Source organism: Streptomyces sp. NEAU-174, assembly GCF_052665095.1.
The window spans coordinates 158,516-178,317 of the sequence record NZ_JBQTCE010000010.1 but is presented as its reverse complement, the minus strand read 5'-3'; the positions used below and the strand labels follow the sequence as shown (position 1 = coordinate 178,317).

Genomic DNA, 19,802 nt, shown 5'->3' with positions numbered 1-19,802 from the left:
GACGTAGACTGGTCGATCCGGTAGAGGCCGGTCGCCTTCCCGTCAGTGGAAGGGGACCGGCCTTCGTGCCCCTTATCCGGAGGTGTTTGGATGACCAGCAGCATCCCCGCCGTCGACACTCGTACGGCCGAAGGCTCGGCTCTGCAAGCCGTTCTGCTCGACATGGACGGCACCCTGGTCGACACCGAGGGCATCTGGTGGGACGCGGAGGTCTCCATCTTCGCCGAGCTCGGGCACGCCCTCGCCGAGGAGTACCGCCAGGTCGTGGTGGGCGGCCCGATGTCGCGCAGCGCCCAGTTCCTGATCGAGGCCACCGGCGCCGAGATCGCCCTCGCCGAGCTCACCGGCCTGCTCAACAGCCGCTTCACCGAGCTGATCGACGGCAGTGTGCCGATGCTGCCCGGAGCTCACCGGCTGCTCACCGAGCTGGCCGCGCACTCCATCCCCACCGCCCTGGTCTCCGCCTCCCACCGGCGGGTGATGGACCGTGTCCTGCGCTCGCTCGGCCCGGAGCACTTCGCCCTGACGGTGGCGGGCGACGAGATCGGGCGGACCAAGCCGCATCCGGACCCCTATCTGTTCGCCGCGGCCGGGCTGGCCGCCGAGCCGGGGCGGTGCGTGGTCATCGAGGACACCGACACGGGCGTACGGGCCGCGGAGGCGGCCGGGTGCCGGGTGGTCGCGGTGCCGTCCGTGGTGCCGATCGAGCCCGCGGCGGGGCGTACGGTCATCGGCTCGCTCGAAGAAGTCGATCTCGATTTTCTGCGCACTCTGGTCACGGCGGTGCACTGATCGCGCACCGAGCGTATTCCTGTAAATGACAAACTGAATAGCGCGGGTGGAGTTTTCACGTTCCGTTGGCAACAACCGAACGTGATGTTTATCACTGCATATGCCGTGGACGGATGCGCTCGTTGACTGTCGCGCGTCCCGTCTGGTGCGTTTTGGGCGAGCCCTTGTGTCCGGATTGGTGGCATGGCGTACGAATCGCGGCCACGTCCGGATATCGGGCGATGATCGCTCGTTATCGGGGCGTGATATCGCCTCAACTTCGTTGTGTCTGAGCATCACTGGTGCCGCGGACTAATCTCGTCGCGAGTAGTTGATCGATGGCAGGGAGACTCCCGACAATGACGCGCAAGTCGCTGGTGCTGCCGGCCGTGGCCGGCCTCCTGATCTCCACGCTCGCCGCGTGCGGTGGTACCGACGGCTCGGGCTCGGACGGCAAGACGCTCGTCCTGGGCAGCACGGACCGCATAGAGGCGTCGAAGGCGGCGCCCGCGCCGCTGGATCCCGCCCTGGCCTACGACTTCGCGTCCTGGAGCGTGCTGCACAACGCCTTCCAGACGCTGATGCGGCTGCCGCGCTCGGGCACCGAGCCGATACCCGACGCGGCCGAGAAATGCGGCTTCCAGGACAGACAGAGCGAGCAGTACCGCTGCACGCTGCGCGAAGGCCTGAAGTTCTCCAACGGCCACGACCTCACCTCGAAGGACGTCAAGTTCTCCCTCGAGCGGGTGCTGCGCATCGACGACCCCAACGGCACCAAGTCCTTGCTGTCCAACGTGGACAAGATCGAAACTCCCAGCGACCGCGAGATCGTCATCCACCTCTCGCAGCCGGACGCGACCTTCCCGTCGAAGCTCACCACCCCGGCCGCCGCGATCCTGGACAGCGAGGTCTACAAGCCCGACGCGCTGCGCGACGGCTTCGAGATGACCGGCTCGGGCCCGTACAGCGCCAGGACCGAGGTGCGCGACAACCGGCTGACGAAGGTCGTCTTCACCAAGAACTCCCACTACAAGGGCGATGTCGAGCCAAAGGCCGACAAGGTGGAGATGCGGTTCTACGACTCCGCGTCGACCATGGAGAAGGCGCTGGTCAAGGGCGACATCGACCTCGTACACCGCGGCTTCTCGCCGGAGCAGATCGACAAGCTCAACAAGGGCGAGGTCAAGGGCGTCCGCCTCTTCGAGTCCTCCGGCCAGGGCATCCGCTACCTGGTCTTCAACACCTCGGACCCGGCGGTGAAGAACAAGGCGGTCCGGCAGGCCATCGCCCACCTCGTGGACCGCCAGGCGCTGGTGCGCGATGTGTACAAGCGGACCGCCGAGCCCCTCTACTCGATGATCCCCACCAGCATCTCCTCGCATATCAACTCGTTCCACAACGAGTACGGCGACCCGGATCCCGACGAGGCCCGGCGCGTGCTGAACCAGGCCGGTATCGACACCCCGGTGAAGCTGACGCTGACCTACACCACCGACCACTACGGCCCGGAGACGGCCGGGGAGTTCAAGGAGCTGCGCAAGCAGCTCAACGCCAGCGGGCTGTTCTCCGTGACGATCAAGGGCTACCCGTGGCGGGACTTCCGCCCCGCGCTCATCAAGCGCCAGTTCTCCGCCTCCGGGATGGGCTGGCTCCCCGACTTCCCGGACCCCGACAGCTACACCGCGCCGTTCCTCACCAAGGACAACTTCCTCAACTCGCCCTACCGCAACCGCACCATCCAGGACGAGCTGATCCCCAAGACCCGGCAGGAGGCCCAGCGCAGCCTCGCCGACAAGGACTACCAGTCCATCCAGAACGCCGTCGCAAGCGATGTGCCCTACCTTCCGCTGTGGCAGGGCAACACGTACGTGGCCGCCCGCGGGAACGTGACGGGCGCCGAGTACGCCTTCGACTCCTCGACCATGCTCCAGCTGTGGGAGCTCGGTAAGGGCGACTGAGAACGACTTACGGGGGCCGGACACGAAGACGTCGAGTGTGTGAGGAAATACCGTTGAGGAAACGTGATCAGTGGCTGGCAGCGCCCCTCGGGGCGGGACTGGCCGCCGCGCTGCTCACCGGCTGCGGCAGCGAGGACGGGGACGCGGCGGGCACCGGCGAGCACGTGGCCATGGGGATGTCGGACGAGGTGCTCGCCACCGACCCGGCGTCGGGCTACGACCCCGGCTCCTGGCTGCTGTTCAACAACGTCTTCCAGTCGCTGCTGAGCTTCCCGAAGGGCAGCACCACCCCGCAGCCGGAGGCGGCGGAGAAGTGCTCCTTCAAGGACAGCACCAGCCGGGTGTACTCCTGCACGCTGAAGAACGGCCTGAAGTTCACCGACGGCCATCCGCTCACCTCCGAGGACGTCAAGTACTCCTTCGAGCGCACCAAGCGGATCAACGACCCCAACGGCCCGGCGCTGATGCTCACCTCCATCGGGAGCATCGACACCCCGGACAAGCGGACCGTCGTCTTCCATCTGAAGGACTCCGACGCGACCTTCCCGCAGAAGATCGCCTCCGGCGCCGGATCCATCGTGGACCACGAGGAGTACCCGGCCGACAATCTGCGCACGGACCACAAGGCGGTCGGCTCCGGCGTCTACAAGCTGGACTCCTTCACCAAGGGCGAGGCGGACTTCTCCGTCAACGGCGACTACCAGGGGCCCGCCAAGCCGAAGAACTCCGGGCTGACCCTGAAGTTCTTCCACGGCGCGCAGGCGCGGCTGAAGTCCGCCGTGCAGAAGGGCGATGTGGACCTCGCCTACCGCGGGCTGGCCATGCGCGACCTCGCCGACCTCCAGGCGCAGAGCCTCGGCGGCGGCAAGAGCCTGAACGTGGTCGAGGGCACCGGCGCCGAGGTCCAGCACCTGGTCTTCAACATGAAGGACCCGGTGGCGGGCAAGCTCGGGGTGCGCAAGGCCATGGCGTACCTCATCGACCGCTCCACCCTGGTGCGGGACGTCTACAAGCGCACCGCCGAGCCGCTGTACTCGGTGGTCCCGGCCGGTATCACCGGCCACAACACCGCCTTCTACGACAAGTACGGCGACCGCCCGCAGCCCGATAAGGCCAAGCAGGCGCTGCGGGACGAGGGGATCACCGGCAAGGTCAAGCTGACCCTGTGGGGCACCCCGATCCGCTACGGCCCCGGCACCGTCCCGGGCCTGCGTCGGATCGCCGAGCAGCTCAACGCCAGCGGGCTGTTCGACGTCGATGTGAAGAGCGCGGACGTCGCCACGTACGAGAAGGGCGTGGCCGGCGGAAAGTACGGCGTCTATGTGAAGGGCTGGGTGCCCGACTACCCGGACCCGGACAACTTCGTCGCCCCGTTCTTCGGCGCCGGCAATGTCCTGGCCAACCACTACACCTCGCCGCGGCTGACCGCGCAGCTGATCCCCGCCACCGCCGAGCAGCCCAGCCGCGAGGCCACGGTCGGCGACTTCCAGCGGATCCAGGACATCATCGCCGACGAGGTGCCGATGCTCCCGCTGTGGCAGGGCAAGCAGTACGCGGTGGCCCAGGACGACATCACCGGGCTCCAGTGGACCCTCGACTCCTCGACCGTCTTCCGCTTCTGGGAGATCGGCAAGTCGTCCGGCAGCTGACGCACTGACGGGGACGACCGGACGGCCGCCCCCGTCACCCCGAGCCGCCCCGGTGACGCCTACTGCGCGCCGGGGCGGACCAGCCCGCTCTCATAGGCGTAGACGGCAGCCTGCACCCGGTCGCGCAGCCCCAGCTTGGTCAGCACATGGCCCACATGCGTCTTGACCGTGGTCTCGCTGACGAACAGATCAGCGGCGATCTCCGCGTTGGACAGCCCCCGGGCCACCAGCTTCAGCACCTCGACCTCGCGCTCGGTGAGCGTGTGCAGGGTGTCCGGCACCGGCTCCTCGCCCGACGGCAGATGCCCCGCGTACTTGTCCAGCAGCCTGCGGGTGATGCTGGGCGCCAGCATCGCCTCGCCCGCCGCCACCACGCGGATGGCCTGCACCAGCTCGGTGGCCGGCGCGTCCTTCAGCAGGAAGCCGCTGGCCCCGGCGCGCAGCGCCTCCACCACGTACTCGTCCAGGTCGAAGGTGGTCAGCACCAGCACCTTGGCCGGGCCGTCCCGCCCCGGACCAGTGATCTGACGGGTCGCCTCCACACCGTCCATCCGCGGCATCCGGATGTCCATCAGGACCACATCGGGCTGGAGCGCCCGCACCTGGTCGAGGGCCTGTAGACCGTCCCCGGCCTCACCGACGACCGCCAGATCCTGCTCCGCTTCCAGAATCATCCGGAATCCGGTGCGCAGCAGCGGTTGATCATCGACCAGTAGGACGCGGATCGCCACGGGGAACTCCCTCTCCTAGACCGCGTCCATTCTGCCGGACTGCACAGGCACCACCGCCAGCGGATACGGCGGCGGCGTACCCCCGAATTCCGGACAGTGTGCCTGGTGGTCGCACCAGCCGCAGAGCCTGGTCTGCCGGGGCACGAACGCACCGGTCTCCGTGGCCAGCCGGATCGCCTCCCACAGCGCCAGCACCTTGCGCTCCACGGCCCGCAGATCCCGCTCCTCCGGGTCGTACGTCAGCACATCCCCGCTGCCCAGATAGACCAGCTGGAGCCGGCGCGGGATCACCCCGCGCAGCCGCCACACCACCAGCGCGTAGAACTTCATCTGGAACAGGGCCTCGCCCGCGTACTGCGGCGCGGGGGCCTTGCCCGTCTTGTAGTCCACGATCCGCACATCACCGGTGGGAGCGATGTCGATCCGGTCGATGATTCCACGGAGCGTCAGCCCGGACTCGAGCTCCGTCTCCACGAACAGCTCGCGCTCCGCGGGCTCCAGACGGGTCGGATCCTCCAGCGAGAACCACTGCTCCACCAGCGTCTGGGCCCCCGTCAGCCACTCGGCCAGCCGGTCCGGCGCCGGAGTGCCGTCCTCCTCCTGGAACAGCTCCGCCAGCTCCGGCTTGGCCGCCAGCAGCCGCTCCCACTCGCCCGGCACCATCGACCGGGCCCGCGGCGCGGTGCGGTCGGCGGCCGGGGCGTCGAAGAGCCGCTCCAGCACCGCGTGCACCACCGTGCCGCGGGTGGCCGCCGCGCTGGGCTTCTCCGGCAGTTTGTCGATCACTCGGAAGCGGTACAGCAACGGGCACCGCATGAAATCGGCCGCCCGTGAGGGTGACAACGAGGCGGCGGGGCCGGACTTGGGCGGCCCGTCGGAGGGTTCGGCCTTCCCGGTGGTGGTTCCCGTGGTGGTTCCCATGGCGAAGACCCTACGACCCGCCACCGACAGCCGGACGCATACCATCGACGTTCGAGCCCCCGGCACTGCATGATCGTGGGGACCGTATCAAAAAGAGGGGTGCGAGCGAGCATCCGACGAGGGGACACCGTGGACAACAGCGGGCAGCGGCAGTCCGACAACGGGGAATCGGACCGCGCGACCGAGCCCGAGGGCGGCAAGCAGCCGCGCCCACGCGACGTGGGCGGCGGCTTTCTCATGGGCCGGCCCTTCGGCGTGCCCGTCTACGTCTCGCCCAGCTGGTTCCTGGTCGCCGCCCTCATCACCTGGGTCTTCGGCGGCCAGCTCGACCGGGTGCTGCCAGAACTCGGCGCCGCCCGCTATCTGGTCTCGCTCTTCTTCGCGGTGGCCTTCTACGCCTCGGTGCTGGTGCACGAGCTCGCCCACACCGTGGCCGCGCTCCGCTTCAAGCTGCCGGTGCGCCGGATCCAGCTCCAGTTCTTCGGCGGGGTCTCGGAGATCGAGAAGGAGACCGAGACCCCCGGCCGGGAGTTCGTGCTCGCCTTCGTCGGCCCGCTGCTCTCGCTCGTCCTGGCGGGCGTGTTCTACCTCGGCATGATGGTCGTGGAGCCCGACACGGTGCCCGGGGTGCTGCTGGCCGGGCTGATGATCTCCAACCTGATCGTGGCCGCGTTCAACCTGCTCCCCGGGCTGCCGCTGGACGGCGGGCGGATGCTGCGCGCCGTCGTCTGGAAGATCAGCGGCAGGCCCATGACCGGCACCGTCGCCGCGGCCTGGAGCGGCCGCGCGCTCGCCGTCGCGGTGCTGGTCGGACTGCCGCTGCTCACCCAGGCGGGCGGACTGGGCGAGGAGCCCAAGAGCTTCGGCAGCGTCGACTCGCTCACCGACGCGCTGCTGGCCGCCATACTCGCCGCGATCATCTGGACCGGCGCGGGCAACAGCCTGCGGATGGCCCGGCTGCGGGAGCGGCTGCCGGACCTGCGTGCCCGTACGCTCACCCGGCGCGCCGTCCCCGTGGCGGCCGACACCCCGCTCTCCGAGGCGCTGCGCCGGGCGAACGAGGCCGGGGCCCGGGCCCTGGTCGTGGTGGACGGCCACGGTGCCCCGACCGCCGTGGTGCGCGAGGCGGCCATCGTGGGCGTCCCCGAGCACCGCCGCCCCTGGGTCGCGGTCAGCGGTCTCGCCCAGGACCTCAAGGACGGTATGCGGGTCTCCGCCGAGCTCACCGGCGAGGAGCTGCTGGACACCCTGCGGGCCACCCCGGCCACCGAGTACCTGGTGGTCGAGGAGACCGGCGAGGTCTACGGGGTGCTCTCCACGGCCGATGTCGAGCGCGCCTTCGTGGCGGCCATGGCCAGGACCCCCTCCAGCCCCTCCTGAGGCCCCCGGGCGTGGTCCGGGCACGGCGAAGTGCCCGGTAGGCTGTTCACATGTCCGAACCGACCGGTGCCGCCCGCCGTCGCGGGCCCTTCCAGGTCGGGGACCAGGTCCAGCTCACCGACCCCAAGGGACGCCACTACACCTTCACGCTCGAATCCGGGAAGAACTTCCACACCCACAAGGGTTCCTTCCCCCATGACGAGCTGATCGGCGCCCCCGAGGGAACCGTCGTGCGTACCACGGGAAACGTCGCGTATCTCGCGCTGCGCCCCCTGCTCCCCGACTATGTCCTGTCCATGCCACGCGGTGCCGCCGTGGTCTACCCCAAGGACGCGGGGCAGATCCTGGCGATGGCCGACATCTTCCCCGGCGCACGTGTCGTCGAGGCGGGCGTCGGCTCCGGCTCGCTCTCCACCTTCCTGCTGCGGGCCATCGGCGACCAGGGCATGCTGCACTCCTACGAGCGCCGGGCCGACTTCGCCGAGATCGCCGCCCAGAACGTCGAGCGCTACTTCGGCGCCCCGCACCCCGCCTGGCGGCTCACCGTCGGCGACCTCCAGGACAACCTCAGCGACACCGACGTGGACCGCGTGATCCTGGACATGCTCGCCCCCTGGGAGTGCCTGGAGCCGGTGTCCAAGGCGCTCGTCCCCGGCGGCATCCTGTGCGCGTACGTCGCCACCACCACCCAGCTCGCCCGCACCGTGGAGGCCATCCGCGAGCACGGCACCTTCAATGAGCCGTCGGCCTGGGAGACCATGGTGCGCACCTGGCACGTGGAGGGCCTCGCGGTACGGCCCGACCACCGCATGATCGGCCACACCGGCTTCCTGCTCACCGCCCGCCGGCTCGCGGACGGCGTGGAGCCCCCGATGCGCCGCCGCAGGCCCGCCAAGGGCGCCTACGGCGAGGACTACGTGGGCTGGGGCACCGCCAAGGACTCCGGCACTGCCAAGGACTCCGGAGCCGCCGGGGACACCGGCACTGCCAAGGACGCGGGCGCTGTCAAGGACGCGGGCGCCGCCAAGGACACCGGCCAGGACGCCCCCTCCGGCGACGCCTGACGGCCGTCCGGGACCCGTCCGGCGGCCGTCTGAGGCCCGTCCGACGGAAACCGGCGCCGCAACGGCTCGGCGCGGCCACCGAATTCCCCGTGCTAGGGCGGTGGCCGCGCCCCTGTGAGATGTGGCACCATGCGGGTCATCTCCCGCCTCAGCCCCTCACATGGAGTCATCCCGCGTGCAGTCTCTGGGCCCGGATCTCGCGCACACCCAACCCCGTCCGGTGCACTGGGTGGCGACCGCGGCCGCCGTCGCCGCCGTCATCGCCGGAGGGTCGTTCTTCCAGCCCTCGGACGCCAAGGCCACCACGTCCACCACCGCCTCCGCGCCGGGCACCGGGGGGCTCCCGGCCGCCAAGGCGCCCGACCCCCGCGCCGCGGACTATCCGATGAACTGCGGACGGGCCCGGCCGGACGTCATCGACCGGGGCTCGGCGGACCTGGACGGGGACGGGCGGCCGGAGACCGTCGCCGTGGTGCGCTGCCCGACCGCCTTCGGCACCCCGCCCAGCGGCGTCTATGTGCTCTCCCGGCCGACCGGCCGCGCGGGCGCCGCGCCCCGTGTGGTGGCCACCTTCGTGGATCCGAAGGAAGGGATGAGCGTCAGCGATTTCGCGGTGCGCGGAAAGAAGGTTTCGGCCACGTTGCTGGGATACTCGTCGGCCAAGGTCCCGCGGTGCTGTCCGGATCTCCAGCGCAAGGTCAACTGGCAGTGGCGGGACGGAAAGTTCGTATTGAAGGCGCTGCCGGTTCCGGGGAGTGTGTGAGCGGTTACTCGCGGTGGGTCACTCCGCGTCGGGTCCGTAGACCTCGACCCGGTCCGTGACGCGGCGTACATGGATGCAGTCGCCGGGGCACTCCTTGGCGGAATCCCTGACCTCGGTGAGCAGGGCCAGGGGGACCGGGGTGGTCGCGCCCTTGTCCTGCAACAGCTCATCGTCGGCGCTCTTGACGTAGGCTAGACCGTCGATGTCGAGTTCGAAGACCTCGGGAGCGTACTGGGCACAGATGCCGTCCCCGGTGCACAGATCCTGGTCGATCCAGACCTCAAGACCGCCGAGCTCCTCGTTCCGCACGGTGTGCCGCCTCCTGTTCCTTCGATACGCGATTCAACAGTGTCTAAATATCGCCAACCCTGACGGGTGTTGACCGTGTCGACGATACAACCGCTCGCTTTCCGATGTTGTTGGGTGGGTATTCACCTGGCGTGAGGGAGTGCGCAAGGGTGAAGATCGGACACACGCCGACCGGGTTTGTGATCTAGGGGTTTCAACCCGCACCGGCCCAGGTAGGGTCAGGAAGCGTCCAGCTCCCCTTGGAGGAGGTGAGGACCGTGGCAGCCCACGACGACGACATCAACCGCGGCATCCGGCCGGGGCGGGGGTCTGACGACCCTGCCGGTCAGGTTGCCTATCTCGAGCAGGAAATCGCCGTCCTGCGCCGCAAGCTCGCCGACTCTCCGCGTCATACGAGGATTCTCGAAGAGCGGATCGTCGAGCTGCAGACCAATCTGGCGGGAGTCTCCGCACAGAACGAGCGGCTCGCGAACACACTCCGTGAGGCCCGCGACCAGATCGTGGCCCTCAAGGAGGAGGTCGACCGGCTCGCACAGCCGCCGGCCGGTTTCGGGGCCTTTCTACAGGCGAACGAGGACGGTACGGCGGACATCTTTACCGGGGGCCGTAAACTCCGGGTGAATGTCAGCCCAAGCGTCGAGCTCGACGACCTCAAGCGCGGCCAGGAGGTCATGCTCAACGAGGCGCTCAATGTGGTCGAGGCCATGGAGTTCGAGCGCGCCGGGGACATCGTCACCCTCAAGGAGGTCCTTGAGGACGGCGAGCGCGCCCTGGTGATCGGGCACACCGACGAGGAGCGGGTGGTGCGGCTGGCAGAGCCGCTGCTGAGCACCACCATCCGGCCCGGTGACGCCCTGCTGCTCGAGCCCCGGTCCGGCTATGTCTACGAGGTGGTACCGAAGAGCGAGGTCGAGGAGCTCGTCCTCGAAGAGGTCCCGGACATCGACTACAACAAGATCGGCGGTCTGGGAAACCAGATCGAGCTGATCCGCGACGCGGTCGAGCTCCCGTATCTCTACCCCGACCTCTTCAAGGAGCACGAACTGCGGCCGCCCAAGGGTGTGCTGCTGTACGGCCCGCCCGGCTGCGGTAAGACGCTGATCGCCAAGGCCGTGGCCAACTCCCTTGCCAAGAAGGTCGCCGAGGTGACCGGCAAGCCCGCGGGGAAGAGCTTCTTCCTCAACATCAAGGGCCCCGAGCTGCTCAACAAGTACGTCGGTGAGACGGAGCGGCACATCCGGCTGGTCTTCCAGCGGGCTCGGGAGAAGGCCAGCGAGGGCACGCCCGTCATCGTCTTCTTCGACGAGATGGACTCCCTCTTCCGCACCCGTGGCTCCGGGGTCAGCTCGGACGTGGAGAACACCATCGTCCCCCAGCTGCTCTCCGAGATCGACGGTGTGGAGGGCCTGGAGAACGTGATCGTCATCGGTGCCTCCAACCGCGAGGACATGATCGACCCCGCGATCCTGCGCCCCGGCCGCCTGGATGTGAAGATCAAGATCGAGCGTCCGGACGCCGAGGCCGCCAAGGACATCTTCTCGAAGTACCTGACGGAGTCCCTGCCCATCCACGGCGACGACCTCTCCGAGCACGGCGGGTCGCCCAAGGCCGCGATCGGCGGGATGATCCAGTCGGTGGTCGAGCAGATGTACACCGAGTCCGAGGAGAACCGCTTCCTGGAGGTCACCTACGCCAATGGCGACAAGGAAGTCCTCTACTTCAAGGACTTCAACTCCGGCGCCATGATCCAGAACATTGTGGACCGCGCCAAGAAGATGGCGATCAAGGACTTCCTGGACCACAACCAGAAGGGCCTTCGCGTCTCCCATCTGCTCGCCGCCTGCGTGGACGAGTTCAAGGAGAACGAGGACCTGCCCAACACCACGAACCCGGACGACTGGGCCCGGATCTCCGGTAAGAAGGGCGAGCGGATCGTGTACATCCGCACCCTGGTCACCGGAAAGCAGGGCGCGGACACCGGACGCTCCATCGACACGGTGGCGAACACCGGTCAGTACCTGTAACAGCGCGGTCCGGCTGCGGATGTCCTGGACGGGGCATCCGCAGCCGGATGCGCTTTTCGGACCGCATTCTTCGTATGAGTCCTACGAGCCCGACCGGAGCAATGACTGTAATGATCTCCGCAGCACCGCTTGGCCGTTCTAGGCTCTTCGGTACCGCAGTATCGCGGCACGGGGGATCGGGGGCCGCAGATGGACCGGGAGCGCAGCGGTACTTGAGCGCCGATCCCAGCCGGGGGCGGCGCGGGGCAAGGAGGGCCGCATGACCGTACGGCGCGTAATGGGAATCGAGACGGAGTACGGGATCTCCGTTCCGGGGCACCCGAACGCCAATGCCATGCTCACCTCATCCCAGGTCGTCAACGCCTACGCGGCGGCGATGCACCGGGCGCGCCGCGCCCGCTGGGACTTCGAGGAGGAGAACCCGCTGCGGGACGCCCGCGGATTCGACCTCGCGCGCGAGTCCGCCGACGCCAGTCAGCTCACGGACGAGGACATCGGCCTGGCCAATGTGATCCTCACCAATGGCGCTCGGCTCTATGTGGACCACGCCCACCCCGAGTACTCCGCCCCCGAGGTCACCAACCCCCGGGACGCGGTGCTGTGGGACAAGGCCGGCGAGCGCATCATGGCCGAGGCCGCGCTGCGCGCCGCCGAGCTGCCCGGTGGCCAGTCCATCCACCTCTACAAGAACAACACCGACAACAAGGGCGCCTCCTACGGCACGCATGAGAACTACCTGATGAAGCGGGAGACCGCCTTCTCGGACATCGTGCGCCACCTGACGCCCTTCTTCGTCTCCCGCCAGGTCGTCACGGGCGCGGGCCGCGTCGGCGTCGGCCAGGACGGCCATGAGCACGGCTTCCAGATCAGCCAGCGGGCGGACTACTTCGAGGTCGAGGTCGGCCTGGAGACCACCCTCAAGCGCCCGATCATCAACACCCGCGACGAGCCGCACGCCGACGCCGAGAAGTACCGCAGGCTCCACGTGATCATCGGCGACGCCAACCTCTCCGAGCTGTCGACCTACCTCAAGCTGGGCACCACCGCCCTGGTGCTGTCGATGATCGAGGACGGCTTTATCGCCGTGGACCTCGCGGTGGACCAGCCGGTGCGCACCCTGCACCAGGTCTCGCACGACCCGACGCTGCGCCGTCTCGTCACGCTGCGCAGCGGCCGTACGCTCACCGCGGTGCAGCTCCAGATGGAGTACTTCGAGCTGGCCCGGAAATACGTCGAGGACCGCTACGGGGCGGACGCCGACGAGCAGACCCGGGACGTCCTGGCCCGCTGGGAGGACGTGCTGAACCGGCTCGAGCGCGACCCCATGAGCCTGTCCGGCGAGCTGGACTGGATCGCCAAGCGGGAGCTGCTCGAGGGCTACCGCCGCCGCGACGCCCTGGAGTGGGACGCGGCCCGGCTCCACCTGGTGGACCTCCAGTACGCCGACGTACGCCCGGACAAGGGCCTGTACAACCGGCTGGTGGCCCGCGGCAAGATGAAGCGGCTGCTGGACGACCAGGACATCGCACGCGCCCAGAACAAGCCCCCGGAGGACACCCGCGCCTACTTCCGCGGCCGCTGCCTCGAGCAGTACGCGGACGACGTGGCCGCGGCCTCCTGGGACTCGGTGATCTTCGATCTGCCGGGCCGTGACTCTCTGCAACGGGTTCCCACCCTGGAGCCGCTGCGCGGCACCCGCAACCACGTCAAGGAGTTGCTGGACCGCTGCCGCACGGCCGAGGACCTGGTCCGGGTGCTGTCCGGAGGCTGAAATGCCCTTGGGCCGGGAATCATCGAGGTGGCCTCCGTGCGTTGTACCGAGTGGGAGGCCGATGTCGGACCCTGCTTGTAGGGTCTGATCTTGAGACCGATCGAATCAGCGGGCGAACCGAGCGGGGTGAGGGAAATGGCGACCAAGGACACCGGCGGCGGTCAGCAGAAGGCGTCGCGCTCGACCGAAGAGGTCGAGGAGCAGACGCAGGACGCGCAGGCCGCGGACGACCTCAAGGAGCGGCAGGAGAAGCTCTCGGACGACGTCGACTCCGTGCTGGACGAGATCGACGACGTGCTCGAGGAGAACGCGGAGGACTTCGTGCGGTCTTTCGTCCAGAAGGGCGGGCAGTAAGGCGCGTCTTCTCCGTCCTGCGTCCCCGCGGTGGGGACGCAGGACGGATGACTTCCATGGCCAGGGGTATGGTCCGTGCATCATTTCAAGATCTGGTGGAAGGAAACGTGTGGAAGCCAACACTCGTAGCACAGGGCGTCTGCCGGCTGCCTTCCTGACGCCCGGCTCCTCGTCGTTCATGGACTTCCTGGGCGAGCACTCGCCCGAGCTGCTCCCGGGGAACCGTCCGCTGCCCCCGGTGCAGGGCGCCATCGAGGCCCCCCACGGCACCACCATCGTGGCGGTGACCTTCGCCGGCGGCGTGGTGCTCGCCGGTGACCGCCGCGCCACCATGGGCAATGTCATCGCGCAGCGTGACATCGAGAAGGTCTTCCCCGCCGATGAGTTCTCGGCGGTCGGGATCGCGGGGACCGCCGGTATCGCGGTGGAGATGGTCAAGCTCTTCCAGCTGGAGCTGGAGCACTTCGAGAAGGTCGAGGGCACCGTGCTCTCGCTCGAGGGCAAGGCGAACAGGCTGTCGACCATGATCCGCGGCAACCTCGGCATGGCGATGCAGGGCCTCGCCGTGGTCCCGCTCTTCGCGGGGTGGGACGTCGACCGGGGGAAGGGCCGCATCTTCTCCTACGACGTGACCGGGGGGCGTTCGGAGGAGCGCGGCTTCGCCGCCACCGGCTCGGGCTCGATGTTCGCCCGGGGCGCGCTCAAGAAGCTCTATCGCGAGGACGCGACCGAGGAGCAGGCCGCCACGGCCGTGCTCCAGGCGCTCTATGACGCCGCCGACGACGATTCGGCCACCGGAGGGCCGGATCTCGCCCGCCGCATTTATCCGATCGTCACCTCCCTCACCGAGGACGGTTTCAAGAGGTTCGGCGAGGACGAGGTGTCCGAACTCGCCCGCGCCATCCATGAACGGCGCCTCGAAGAGCCGGACGGCCCCCGCGCCGCCCTGCTCTGATCAGGACGGCCCAACCGGAATGCATTCGCCGATGACAGAAGGGACGGACAGCCGGTGACGACGCCGTTCTATGTTTCTCCTCAGCAGGCCATGGCCGACCGCGCGGAATACGCCCGTAAGGGCATCGCGCGCGGCCGCAGCGTGGTCGTGCTCCAGTACGCCGACGGCATCGTCTTCGTTGCGGAGAACCCGTCCCGCGCGCTGCACAAGGTCAGCGAGATCTATGACCGGATCGCCTTCGCGGCGGTCGGTAAGTACAACGAATTCGAGAATCTGCGCATCGGCGGTGTCCGTTACGCCGATCTGCGTGGCTATACCTATGACCGCGAGGATGTCACGGCCCGCGGGCTGGCGAATGTCTACGCCCAGACCCTGGGCACGATCTTCTCCAGCGCCGCCGAGAAGCCGTACGAGGTCGAGCTGATCGTCGCCGAGGTCGGGGAGGGCCCCGAGGACGACCAGATCTACCGGCTTCCGCACGACGGCTCCATCGTGGACGAGCACGGCTCGGTCGCCGTCGGTGGCAACGCCGACCAGATCAGCAGCTACCTCGACCAGCGCCACCGGGACGGCATGACCCTTGCCGAGGCCCTCAAGCTGGCCGTCGACTCGCTCTCCCGTGACAACAACGGCGGGGAGCGCAGCCTCACCGCCGAGCAGCTCGAGGTCGCGGTCCTGGACCGCACCCGCCCCCAGAAGCGCAAGTTCAAGCGCGTCCTGGGCGGCCAGCTCTCCCGGCTCCTGGAGCCCGGAGAGGGCGGGGCCGACGCGGAGGCGTCGGCCGAGTCCCCGGAGGAGTCCTCCTCGGAGTCCGAGGACTGACCCACCCGCCACCGTTCTGTCGCTCCGCCACCGCCGCCCCGGCCCACCGGGGCGGCGGTGGCGTCTTGGGGCCGGGCCCGGGTCAGGACCGTGGGGGAGCGGCCGTGGAGCCTCGGGGGATCAGGTCGACGGGGAGCACGGTGTCCTGGGGCGTCTCGCCGTCCAGGAGCGTCATCAGGGCCCGCATACCCGCCGCGCCCACCGCCTCCGCCGGGAGCCGGACCGTGGTCAGCTCCGGCTCCACCGCCGTGGCCAGGGCCAGATCGTCGAAGCCGGTCACCGAGATGTCGTCCGGGATCCGCAGGCCCAGCCGCCGGGCCGCCTTGCAGGCGCCCGCGGCCAGGATGTCGTCGTCGCAGACGAGCGCGGTCGGCCGGGGCCCGGGGCGGGCCAGGACGCGCTCGGCGGCCCGGCGGCCCTCCTCGACGCTCAGCCCCGCCGGTTCGGCGCTCAGCCCGGCGCCCGGCACCCCGTCCACCGCCTCCGCCAGCGCCCGGGCGCGTACCCGGAAGGTCCAGGAGTCCACCGCCGCCGCGAGATGGGCCACCCGGCGGTGGCCGAGCCCCAGCAGATGCCCGGCCACCTGCCGCGCCCCGTCCGCGATGTCGAGGTTGACCGTGGCCGCCGCGGCCGCGTTGTCCGGGTCGCTGTCGAGCATCACCAGCGGCAGTCCGCCGCCGCGCACCGCGACCAGCGCGTCGGCCGCCATGGAGGAGGCGATTACCCCGTCCAGCGAGGCGCGCGCCGAGTCGAACGGATCCCGGGCCGGGCCCACGCCCTCGGGGGACGGATAGAGCACCACGCCGAAGCCGTGGTCGGCGGCGACCCGCTCGGCGCCGGTGTAGACGCGGGCGAAGAACTCGGTCGTGAGGGCGGGCACCACCAGCAGCACGGTCCTGGTGCGGCCCAGCCGGAGGCTGCGGGCCGCGAGGTTGGGGCGGTAGCCGAGATCCCGCGCGGCGGCGCGCACGGTCTCCACGGTGCGCTCGGATACCCGTCCGGGCCACTTCTCCCCGAGCACCAGGGAGACGGTCGCCTGGGACACGCCCGCCGCGCGCGCCACATCCCGGCTCGTCGCCCGTCCGGCCGCCGGTCGTCCCGCGCCCGCCCCGCCGCTGCCCTCGGCCGTTCCGCCACTGCCCGTGCCCGCCCCGCGGTTGCCCGTGCCCGTTCCGCTGCTGCCCGTGCCCGCCCCGCCGCTGCCCGTGCCCGCCCCGCGGTTGCCCGTGCCCGTTCCGCTGTTGCCCGCGCCTGCCCCGCCGCCGCCCGGAGCCGGCCCGCCGCCGCCCGGGTCCCCGCGCCGCGCGGACTCACCCGTCCGGCCGGTTCCCCGGGAACCTCTCCGGGGGGCCCCGCCCGCCGCGTGGGCGCGGTCCGCGCTCGCCACCATCGCCTCCGCTCCCCTCGGTCGCCGTACGGCCGGCCGCAGGTTTCATTTCCGGTCCGCGAGTGGACCCGCGGTGGCGGCCATGGTACGTATGACGCTGGACGTTATACGTACAACGTCATCCACGACCCGCGACGCGCTCGCGACAACGGACCGGAATCCACCGGAACCCGCAGGAAGGGGCAGGCAATGGCGGCTGGCTACGGGGAACTGCTGCGCACCCCACATGCGGCACGGCTGCTCACCGGCACGCTGCTGGGACGGCTTCCGAACGCCACCGCCGCCCTCGCCGTGCTGCTCTTCGCCCGCGCCGAGGGCGGCAGCTACGCCCTCGCCGGGGCGCTCTCGGCCGTCTACGGCGCGGCCAACGCGGTGGGCCAGCCGCTGCTGGGCCGGGCCGTGGACCGCCTCGGCCAGCCCCGGGTGATGCTCCCCGCCGCCGTGGCCTCGGCGCTCGGGATGGTCCTGTTCGCCGTCGTCGGAGTCGAGCCGCTGCCCGTGGCGTACGCGGCGATGCTGATCGCCGGGCTGTTCACCCCGCCGCTGGAGGGCGGGCTGCGGGCGCTGTGGCCCACCGTGCTGCGGCGCGAGGACCAGGTGCACGCGGCGTACGCGCTGGACGCCGTGGCCCAGGAGGTGATGTTCGCGGTCGGCCCGCTGCTGGTCACCCTGTCCGTGGCCGTGTGGTCGGAGGCGGCCGCGCTGCTGGTCATCAACGCCGTCGGGGTCGCGGGCGCGCTCTCCGTCGTGGTCTCGCGGCCCTCGCGGCAGTGGCGCTCCGCGCCGCGCGAGGCGCACTGGCTGGGCGCGCTGCGCTCGCCCGGGCTGCTGGTGCTGCTCGGCTCGTTCTTCTTCATCGGGCTCGCGCTCGGCGCGATCGCGGTGGCCGCGGTGGCGTACGCCGACGAGCACGGCGGCGGCGTGGTCTCCAGCGCGCTGCTCTCCGCCCTGGGCGTGGGTGCGCTGGTCGGCGGCGTCGTCTACGGCGGCCGCACCTGGCCCGGCGCGCCCGAGCGGCGGCTGCGGCTGCTCGTGGCCGCGCTGGCGCTGGGCTATCTGCCGCTGATACTGGTGCCGGGCGTCGCCGCGATGACCGTCCTCGCCGGGCTGGCGGGCGTGTTCCTCGCCCCGGCACTGGCCTGCGCCTTCGTCGTCGTGGACCGCCACGCGCCGTCCGGCACGGTCACCGAGGCGTTCTCCTGGCTGGTGACCACCTTCGTGGTGGGCAACGCGGTCGGCACCGCCGTGGCCGGGCCCGCCGTCCAGTTCGGCGGGGTGGCCCCCGGATTCGCGGTGCCCGCGGCCGGTGGCGCGGCCGCGCTGGCGGTGCTGCTGGCGGCCCAGCGGTTCCTCCTGGACGGGCCGCGGCCCGTCGTCCGGCCGGCCGCGTACCGAACACCGGATGAACCTCGTGCGGAAAATGATCGCAACCATGCCGCCGAACCCGGTTTCAGACCACGCCATCAGGCGTAATGTTCAGGCATGGACCGCCGCATTTTCGGGCTGGAGAACGAGTACGGCGTCACGTGCACATTCAGGGGACAGCGCCGGTTGTCTCCTGACGAAGTGGCGCGGTACCTCTTCCGCCGTGTCGTCTCCTGGGGCCGCAGCAGCAATGTCTTCCTGCGCAACGGCGCCCGCCTCTATCTCGACGTGGGCTCGCACCCGGAATACGCGACACCCGAGTGTGACAACGTGACCGAGCTGGTCACCCACGACAAAGCGGGCGAGCGCATTCTCGAAGGTCTGCTCGTGGACGCGGAGCGCCGCCTGCACGAGGAGGGAATCGCGGGCGACGTCTATCTCTTCAAGAACAACACCGACTCCGCGGGCAACTCCTACGGCTGCCACGAGAACTATCTGGTGGCACGGCACGGGGAGTTCTCCCGGCTCGCCGACATTCTCATCCCGTTCCTGGTGACGCGACAGCTCCTGTGCGGCGCGGGCAAGGTCCTCCAGACCCCCCGCGGCGCGGTCTACTGCGTCAGCCAGCGCGCCGAGCACATCTGGGAGGGCGTCAGCTCCGCCACCACCCGTTCCCGGCCGATCATCAACACCCGCGACGAACCCCACGCCGACGCCGAGCGCTACCGCCGGCTGCATGTCATCGTGGGCGACTCCAACATGTCCGAGACCACCATGCTGCTCAAGGTCGGCGCCACCGACCTGGTGCTCCGCATGATCGAGGCGGGCACGGTGATGCGCGACCTGACCCTGGAGAACCCCATCCGGGCGATCCGCGAGGTCAGCCACGACATCACCGGGCAGCGCAAGGTGCGGCTCGCCAGCGGGCGCGAGGCGTCCGCCCTGGAGGTGCAGCAGGAGTACTACGAGAAGGCCGTCGACTTCTGCGAGCGCCGGGGCATCCGCACCGGCATGGTCGAGCGCGTCCTCGAGCTGTGGGGCCGCACCCTCGACGCGATCCGCACCGAGGAGCTCGACCGGATCGGCACCGAAATCGACTGGGTGATGAAGTACCAGCTCATCGAGCAGTACCGGGCGAAGAACAACATCACCATGTCGCATCCCCGCATCGCCCAGATAGACCTCGCCTACCACGACATCCACCGCCGCCGTGGCCTCTACTACCTGCTGGAGAGGCGCGGCCAGGCGGCCCGGGTCTGCAACGACTTGAAAATCTTCGAGGGCAAGTCGGTGCCGCCGCAGACCACCCGCGCCCGGCTGCGCGGCGACTTCATCCGCCGGGCCCAGGAGCAGCGCCGCGACTTCACCGTCGACTGGGTGCATCTCAAGCTCAATGACCAGGCGCAGCGCACCGTGCTGTGCAAGGACCCCTTCCGCTCGGTCGACGACCGGGTGGAGAAGCTGATCGCCGGTATGTGACCGGCGTACGGCTTACCTTCCCCTCGGGCCCCGTGCGTTCTCCGGACGGGGCCCGAGTCACGTCGTAGAGTGGCGCGCACTGGCCATCTCAAGATCTAC

Annotated in this window: 17 protein-coding genes; 13 read left to right on the top strand and 4 right to left on the bottom strand. The window is 69.7% G+C overall.

Annotated elements, in window-relative coordinates; genetic code table 11:
* Positions 1 to 90 precede the first annotated feature (90 nt).
* The 3 genes from ACT2CW_RS27880 (at position 91) to ACT2CW_RS27870 (ending at position 4,378) form a co-directional block, all read left to right on the top strand.
* The gene (locus tag ACT2CW_RS27880) at positions 91 to 792 is read left to right on the top strand and encodes an HAD family hydrolase (RefSeq protein WP_445518602.1); all 702 of its coding nucleotides are present in this window, start codon (positions 91 to 93) and stop codon (positions 790 to 792) included.
* A 338-nt stretch (positions 793 to 1,130) separates the two neighbouring features.
* A complete protein-coding gene (locus ACT2CW_RS27875; protein ID WP_164426299.1) occupies positions 1,131 to 2,729 on the top strand; it encodes an ABC transporter substrate-binding protein in 1,599 nt (532 codons plus the stop codon).
* A gap of 53 nt (positions 2,730 to 2,782) precedes the next feature.
* The gene (locus ACT2CW_RS27870) at positions 2,783 to 4,378 is read left to right on the top strand and encodes an ABC transporter substrate-binding protein (protein ID WP_445518601.1); all 1,596 of its coding nucleotides are present in this window, start codon (positions 2,783 to 2,785) and stop codon (positions 4,376 to 4,378) included.
* A gap of 59 nt (positions 4,379 to 4,437) precedes the next feature.
* On the opposite strand, the gene ACT2CW_RS27865 is transcribed toward ACT2CW_RS27870, so the two are convergent.
* Positions 4,438 to 5,109 (bottom strand): response regulator, encoded by a 672-nt coding sequence (locus tag ACT2CW_RS27865; protein ID WP_009719179.1) that lies wholly within the window; start codon positions 5,107 to 5,109, stop codon positions 4,438 to 4,440.
* Positions 5,110 to 5,124: 15 nt separating this feature from the next.
* Positions 5,125 to 6,030: a RecB family exonuclease gene (locus ACT2CW_RS27860; RefSeq protein WP_414084590.1), complete on the bottom strand. Its 906-nt coding sequence runs from the start codon at positions 6,028 to 6,030 to the stop codon at positions 5,125 to 5,127.
* A 129-nt stretch (positions 6,031 to 6,159) separates the two neighbouring features.
* Between ACT2CW_RS27860 and ACT2CW_RS27855 the strand changes: the two genes are divergently transcribed.
* The 3 genes from ACT2CW_RS27855 to ACT2CW_RS27845 all read left to right on the top strand — a co-directional run bounded on the left by ACT2CW_RS27855 (position 6,160) and on the right by ACT2CW_RS27845 (position 9,237).
* Positions 6,160 to 7,410, top strand: coding sequence for a site-2 protease family protein (locus ACT2CW_RS27855; protein WP_445518600.1), 1,251 nt, complete (start codon positions 6,160 to 6,162; stop codon positions 7,408 to 7,410).
* Positions 7,411 to 7,460: 50 nt separating this feature from the next.
* A complete protein-coding gene (locus ACT2CW_RS27850; RefSeq protein ID WP_445518599.1) occupies positions 7,461 to 8,474 on the top strand; it encodes a tRNA (adenine-N1)-methyltransferase in 1,014 nt (337 codons plus the stop codon).
* A gap of 160 nt (positions 8,475 to 8,634) precedes the next feature.
* Positions 8,635 to 9,237, top strand: coding sequence for a hypothetical protein (locus ACT2CW_RS27845; RefSeq protein ID WP_445518598.1), 603 nt, complete (start codon positions 8,635 to 8,637; stop codon positions 9,235 to 9,237).
* Positions 9,238 to 9,255: 18 nt separating this feature from the next.
* On the opposite strand, the gene ACT2CW_RS27840 is transcribed toward ACT2CW_RS27845, so the two are convergent.
* Complete coding sequence (locus tag ACT2CW_RS27840) at positions 9,256 to 9,546, bottom strand: ferredoxin (protein WP_037956463.1); 291 nt, start codon at positions 9,544 to 9,546, stop codon at positions 9,256 to 9,258.
* A gap of 257 nt (positions 9,547 to 9,803) precedes the next feature.
* On the opposite strand from ACT2CW_RS27840, the gene arc reads away from it, so the two are divergent.
* The 5 genes from arc to prcA all read left to right on the top strand — a co-directional run bounded on the left by arc (position 9,804) and on the right by prcA (position 15,472).
* Positions 9,804 to 11,570, top strand: a complete 1,767-nt coding sequence (gene arc / locus ACT2CW_RS27835; RefSeq protein ID WP_164426307.1) for a proteasome ATPase — start codon at positions 9,804 to 9,806, stop codon at positions 11,568 to 11,570.
* Between the two features lie 259 nt (positions 11,571 to 11,829).
* A complete protein-coding gene (gene dop, locus ACT2CW_RS27830; RefSeq protein WP_445518597.1) occupies positions 11,830 to 13,341 on the top strand; it encodes a depupylase/deamidase Dop in 1,512 nt (503 codons plus the stop codon).
* A 135-nt stretch (positions 13,342 to 13,476) separates the two neighbouring features.
* A complete protein-coding gene (locus tag ACT2CW_RS27825; protein ID WP_020872584.1) occupies positions 13,477 to 13,695 on the top strand; it encodes a ubiquitin-like protein Pup in 219 nt (72 codons plus the stop codon).
* 109 nt (positions 13,696 to 13,804) lie between these two features.
* Positions 13,805 to 14,650 carry a proteasome subunit beta gene (gene prcB / locus ACT2CW_RS27820; RefSeq protein ID WP_445518596.1) on the top strand — a complete coding sequence of 282 codons (846 nt, stop codon included), beginning with the start codon at positions 13,805 to 13,807 and terminating at the stop codon, positions 14,648 to 14,650.
* Positions 14,651 to 14,704: 54 nt separating this feature from the next.
* A complete protein-coding gene (gene prcA, locus ACT2CW_RS27815; RefSeq protein WP_086879700.1) occupies positions 14,705 to 15,472 on the top strand; it encodes a proteasome subunit alpha in 768 nt (255 codons plus the stop codon).
* Between the two features lie 82 nt (positions 15,473 to 15,554).
* Here the strand turns inward: prcA and ACT2CW_RS27810 are convergent, their stop codons facing one another.
* Complete coding sequence (locus ACT2CW_RS27810; RefSeq protein ID WP_445518742.1) at positions 15,555 to 16,535, bottom strand: LacI family DNA-binding transcriptional regulator; 981 nt, start codon at positions 16,533 to 16,535, stop codon at positions 15,555 to 15,557.
* Between the two features lie 513 nt (positions 16,536 to 17,048).
* Here ACT2CW_RS27810 and ACT2CW_RS27805 point away from each other — a divergent pair.
* Positions 17,049 to 18,332: an MFS transporter gene (locus ACT2CW_RS27805; protein WP_445518595.1), complete on the top strand. Its 1,284-nt coding sequence runs from the start codon at positions 17,049 to 17,051 to the stop codon at positions 18,330 to 18,332.
* Positions 18,333 to 18,341: 9 nt separating this feature from the next.
* Entirely contained in the window at positions 18,342 to 19,703 is a 1,362-nt protein-coding gene (pafA, locus tag ACT2CW_RS27800; protein WP_037956452.1) for a Pup--protein ligase, read from the top strand.
* Positions 19,704 to 19,802 lie beyond the last annotated feature (99 nt).

Bases quoted from the DNA above. Each gene is read 5' to 3' on its own strand.
- ACT2CW_RS27805 (WP_445518595.1), top strand. From the start codon at position 17,049: ATGGCGGCTGGCTACGGGGAACTGCTGCGCACCCCACATGCGGCACGG.
- ACT2CW_RS27880 (WP_445518602.1), top strand. From the start codon at position 91: ATGACCAGCAGCATCCCCGCCGTCGACACTCGTACGGCCGAAGGCTCG.
- ACT2CW_RS27875 (WP_164426299.1), top strand. From the start codon at position 1,131: ATGACGCGCAAGTCGCTGGTGCTGCCGGCCGTGGCCGGCCTCCTGATC.
- dop (WP_445518597.1), top strand. From the start codon at position 11,830: ATGACCGTACGGCGCGTAATGGGAATCGAGACGGAGTACGGGATCTCC.
- ACT2CW_RS27850 (WP_445518599.1), top strand. From the start codon at position 7,461: ATGTCCGAACCGACCGGTGCCGCCCGCCGTCGCGGGCCCTTCCAGGTC.
- pafA (WP_037956452.1), top strand. From the start codon at position 18,342: ATGGACCGCCGCATTTTCGGGCTGGAGAACGAGTACGGCGTCACGTGC.
- ACT2CW_RS27825 (WP_020872584.1), top strand. From the start codon at position 13,477: ATGGCGACCAAGGACACCGGCGGCGGTCAGCAGAAGGCGTCGCGCTCG.
- ACT2CW_RS27845 (WP_445518598.1), top strand. From the start codon at position 8,635: ATGGAGTCATCCCGCGTGCAGTCTCTGGGCCCGGATCTCGCGCACACC.
- ACT2CW_RS27860 (WP_414084590.1), bottom strand. From the start codon at position 6,030: ATGGGAACCACCACGGGAACCACCACCGGGAAGGCCGAACCCTCCGAC.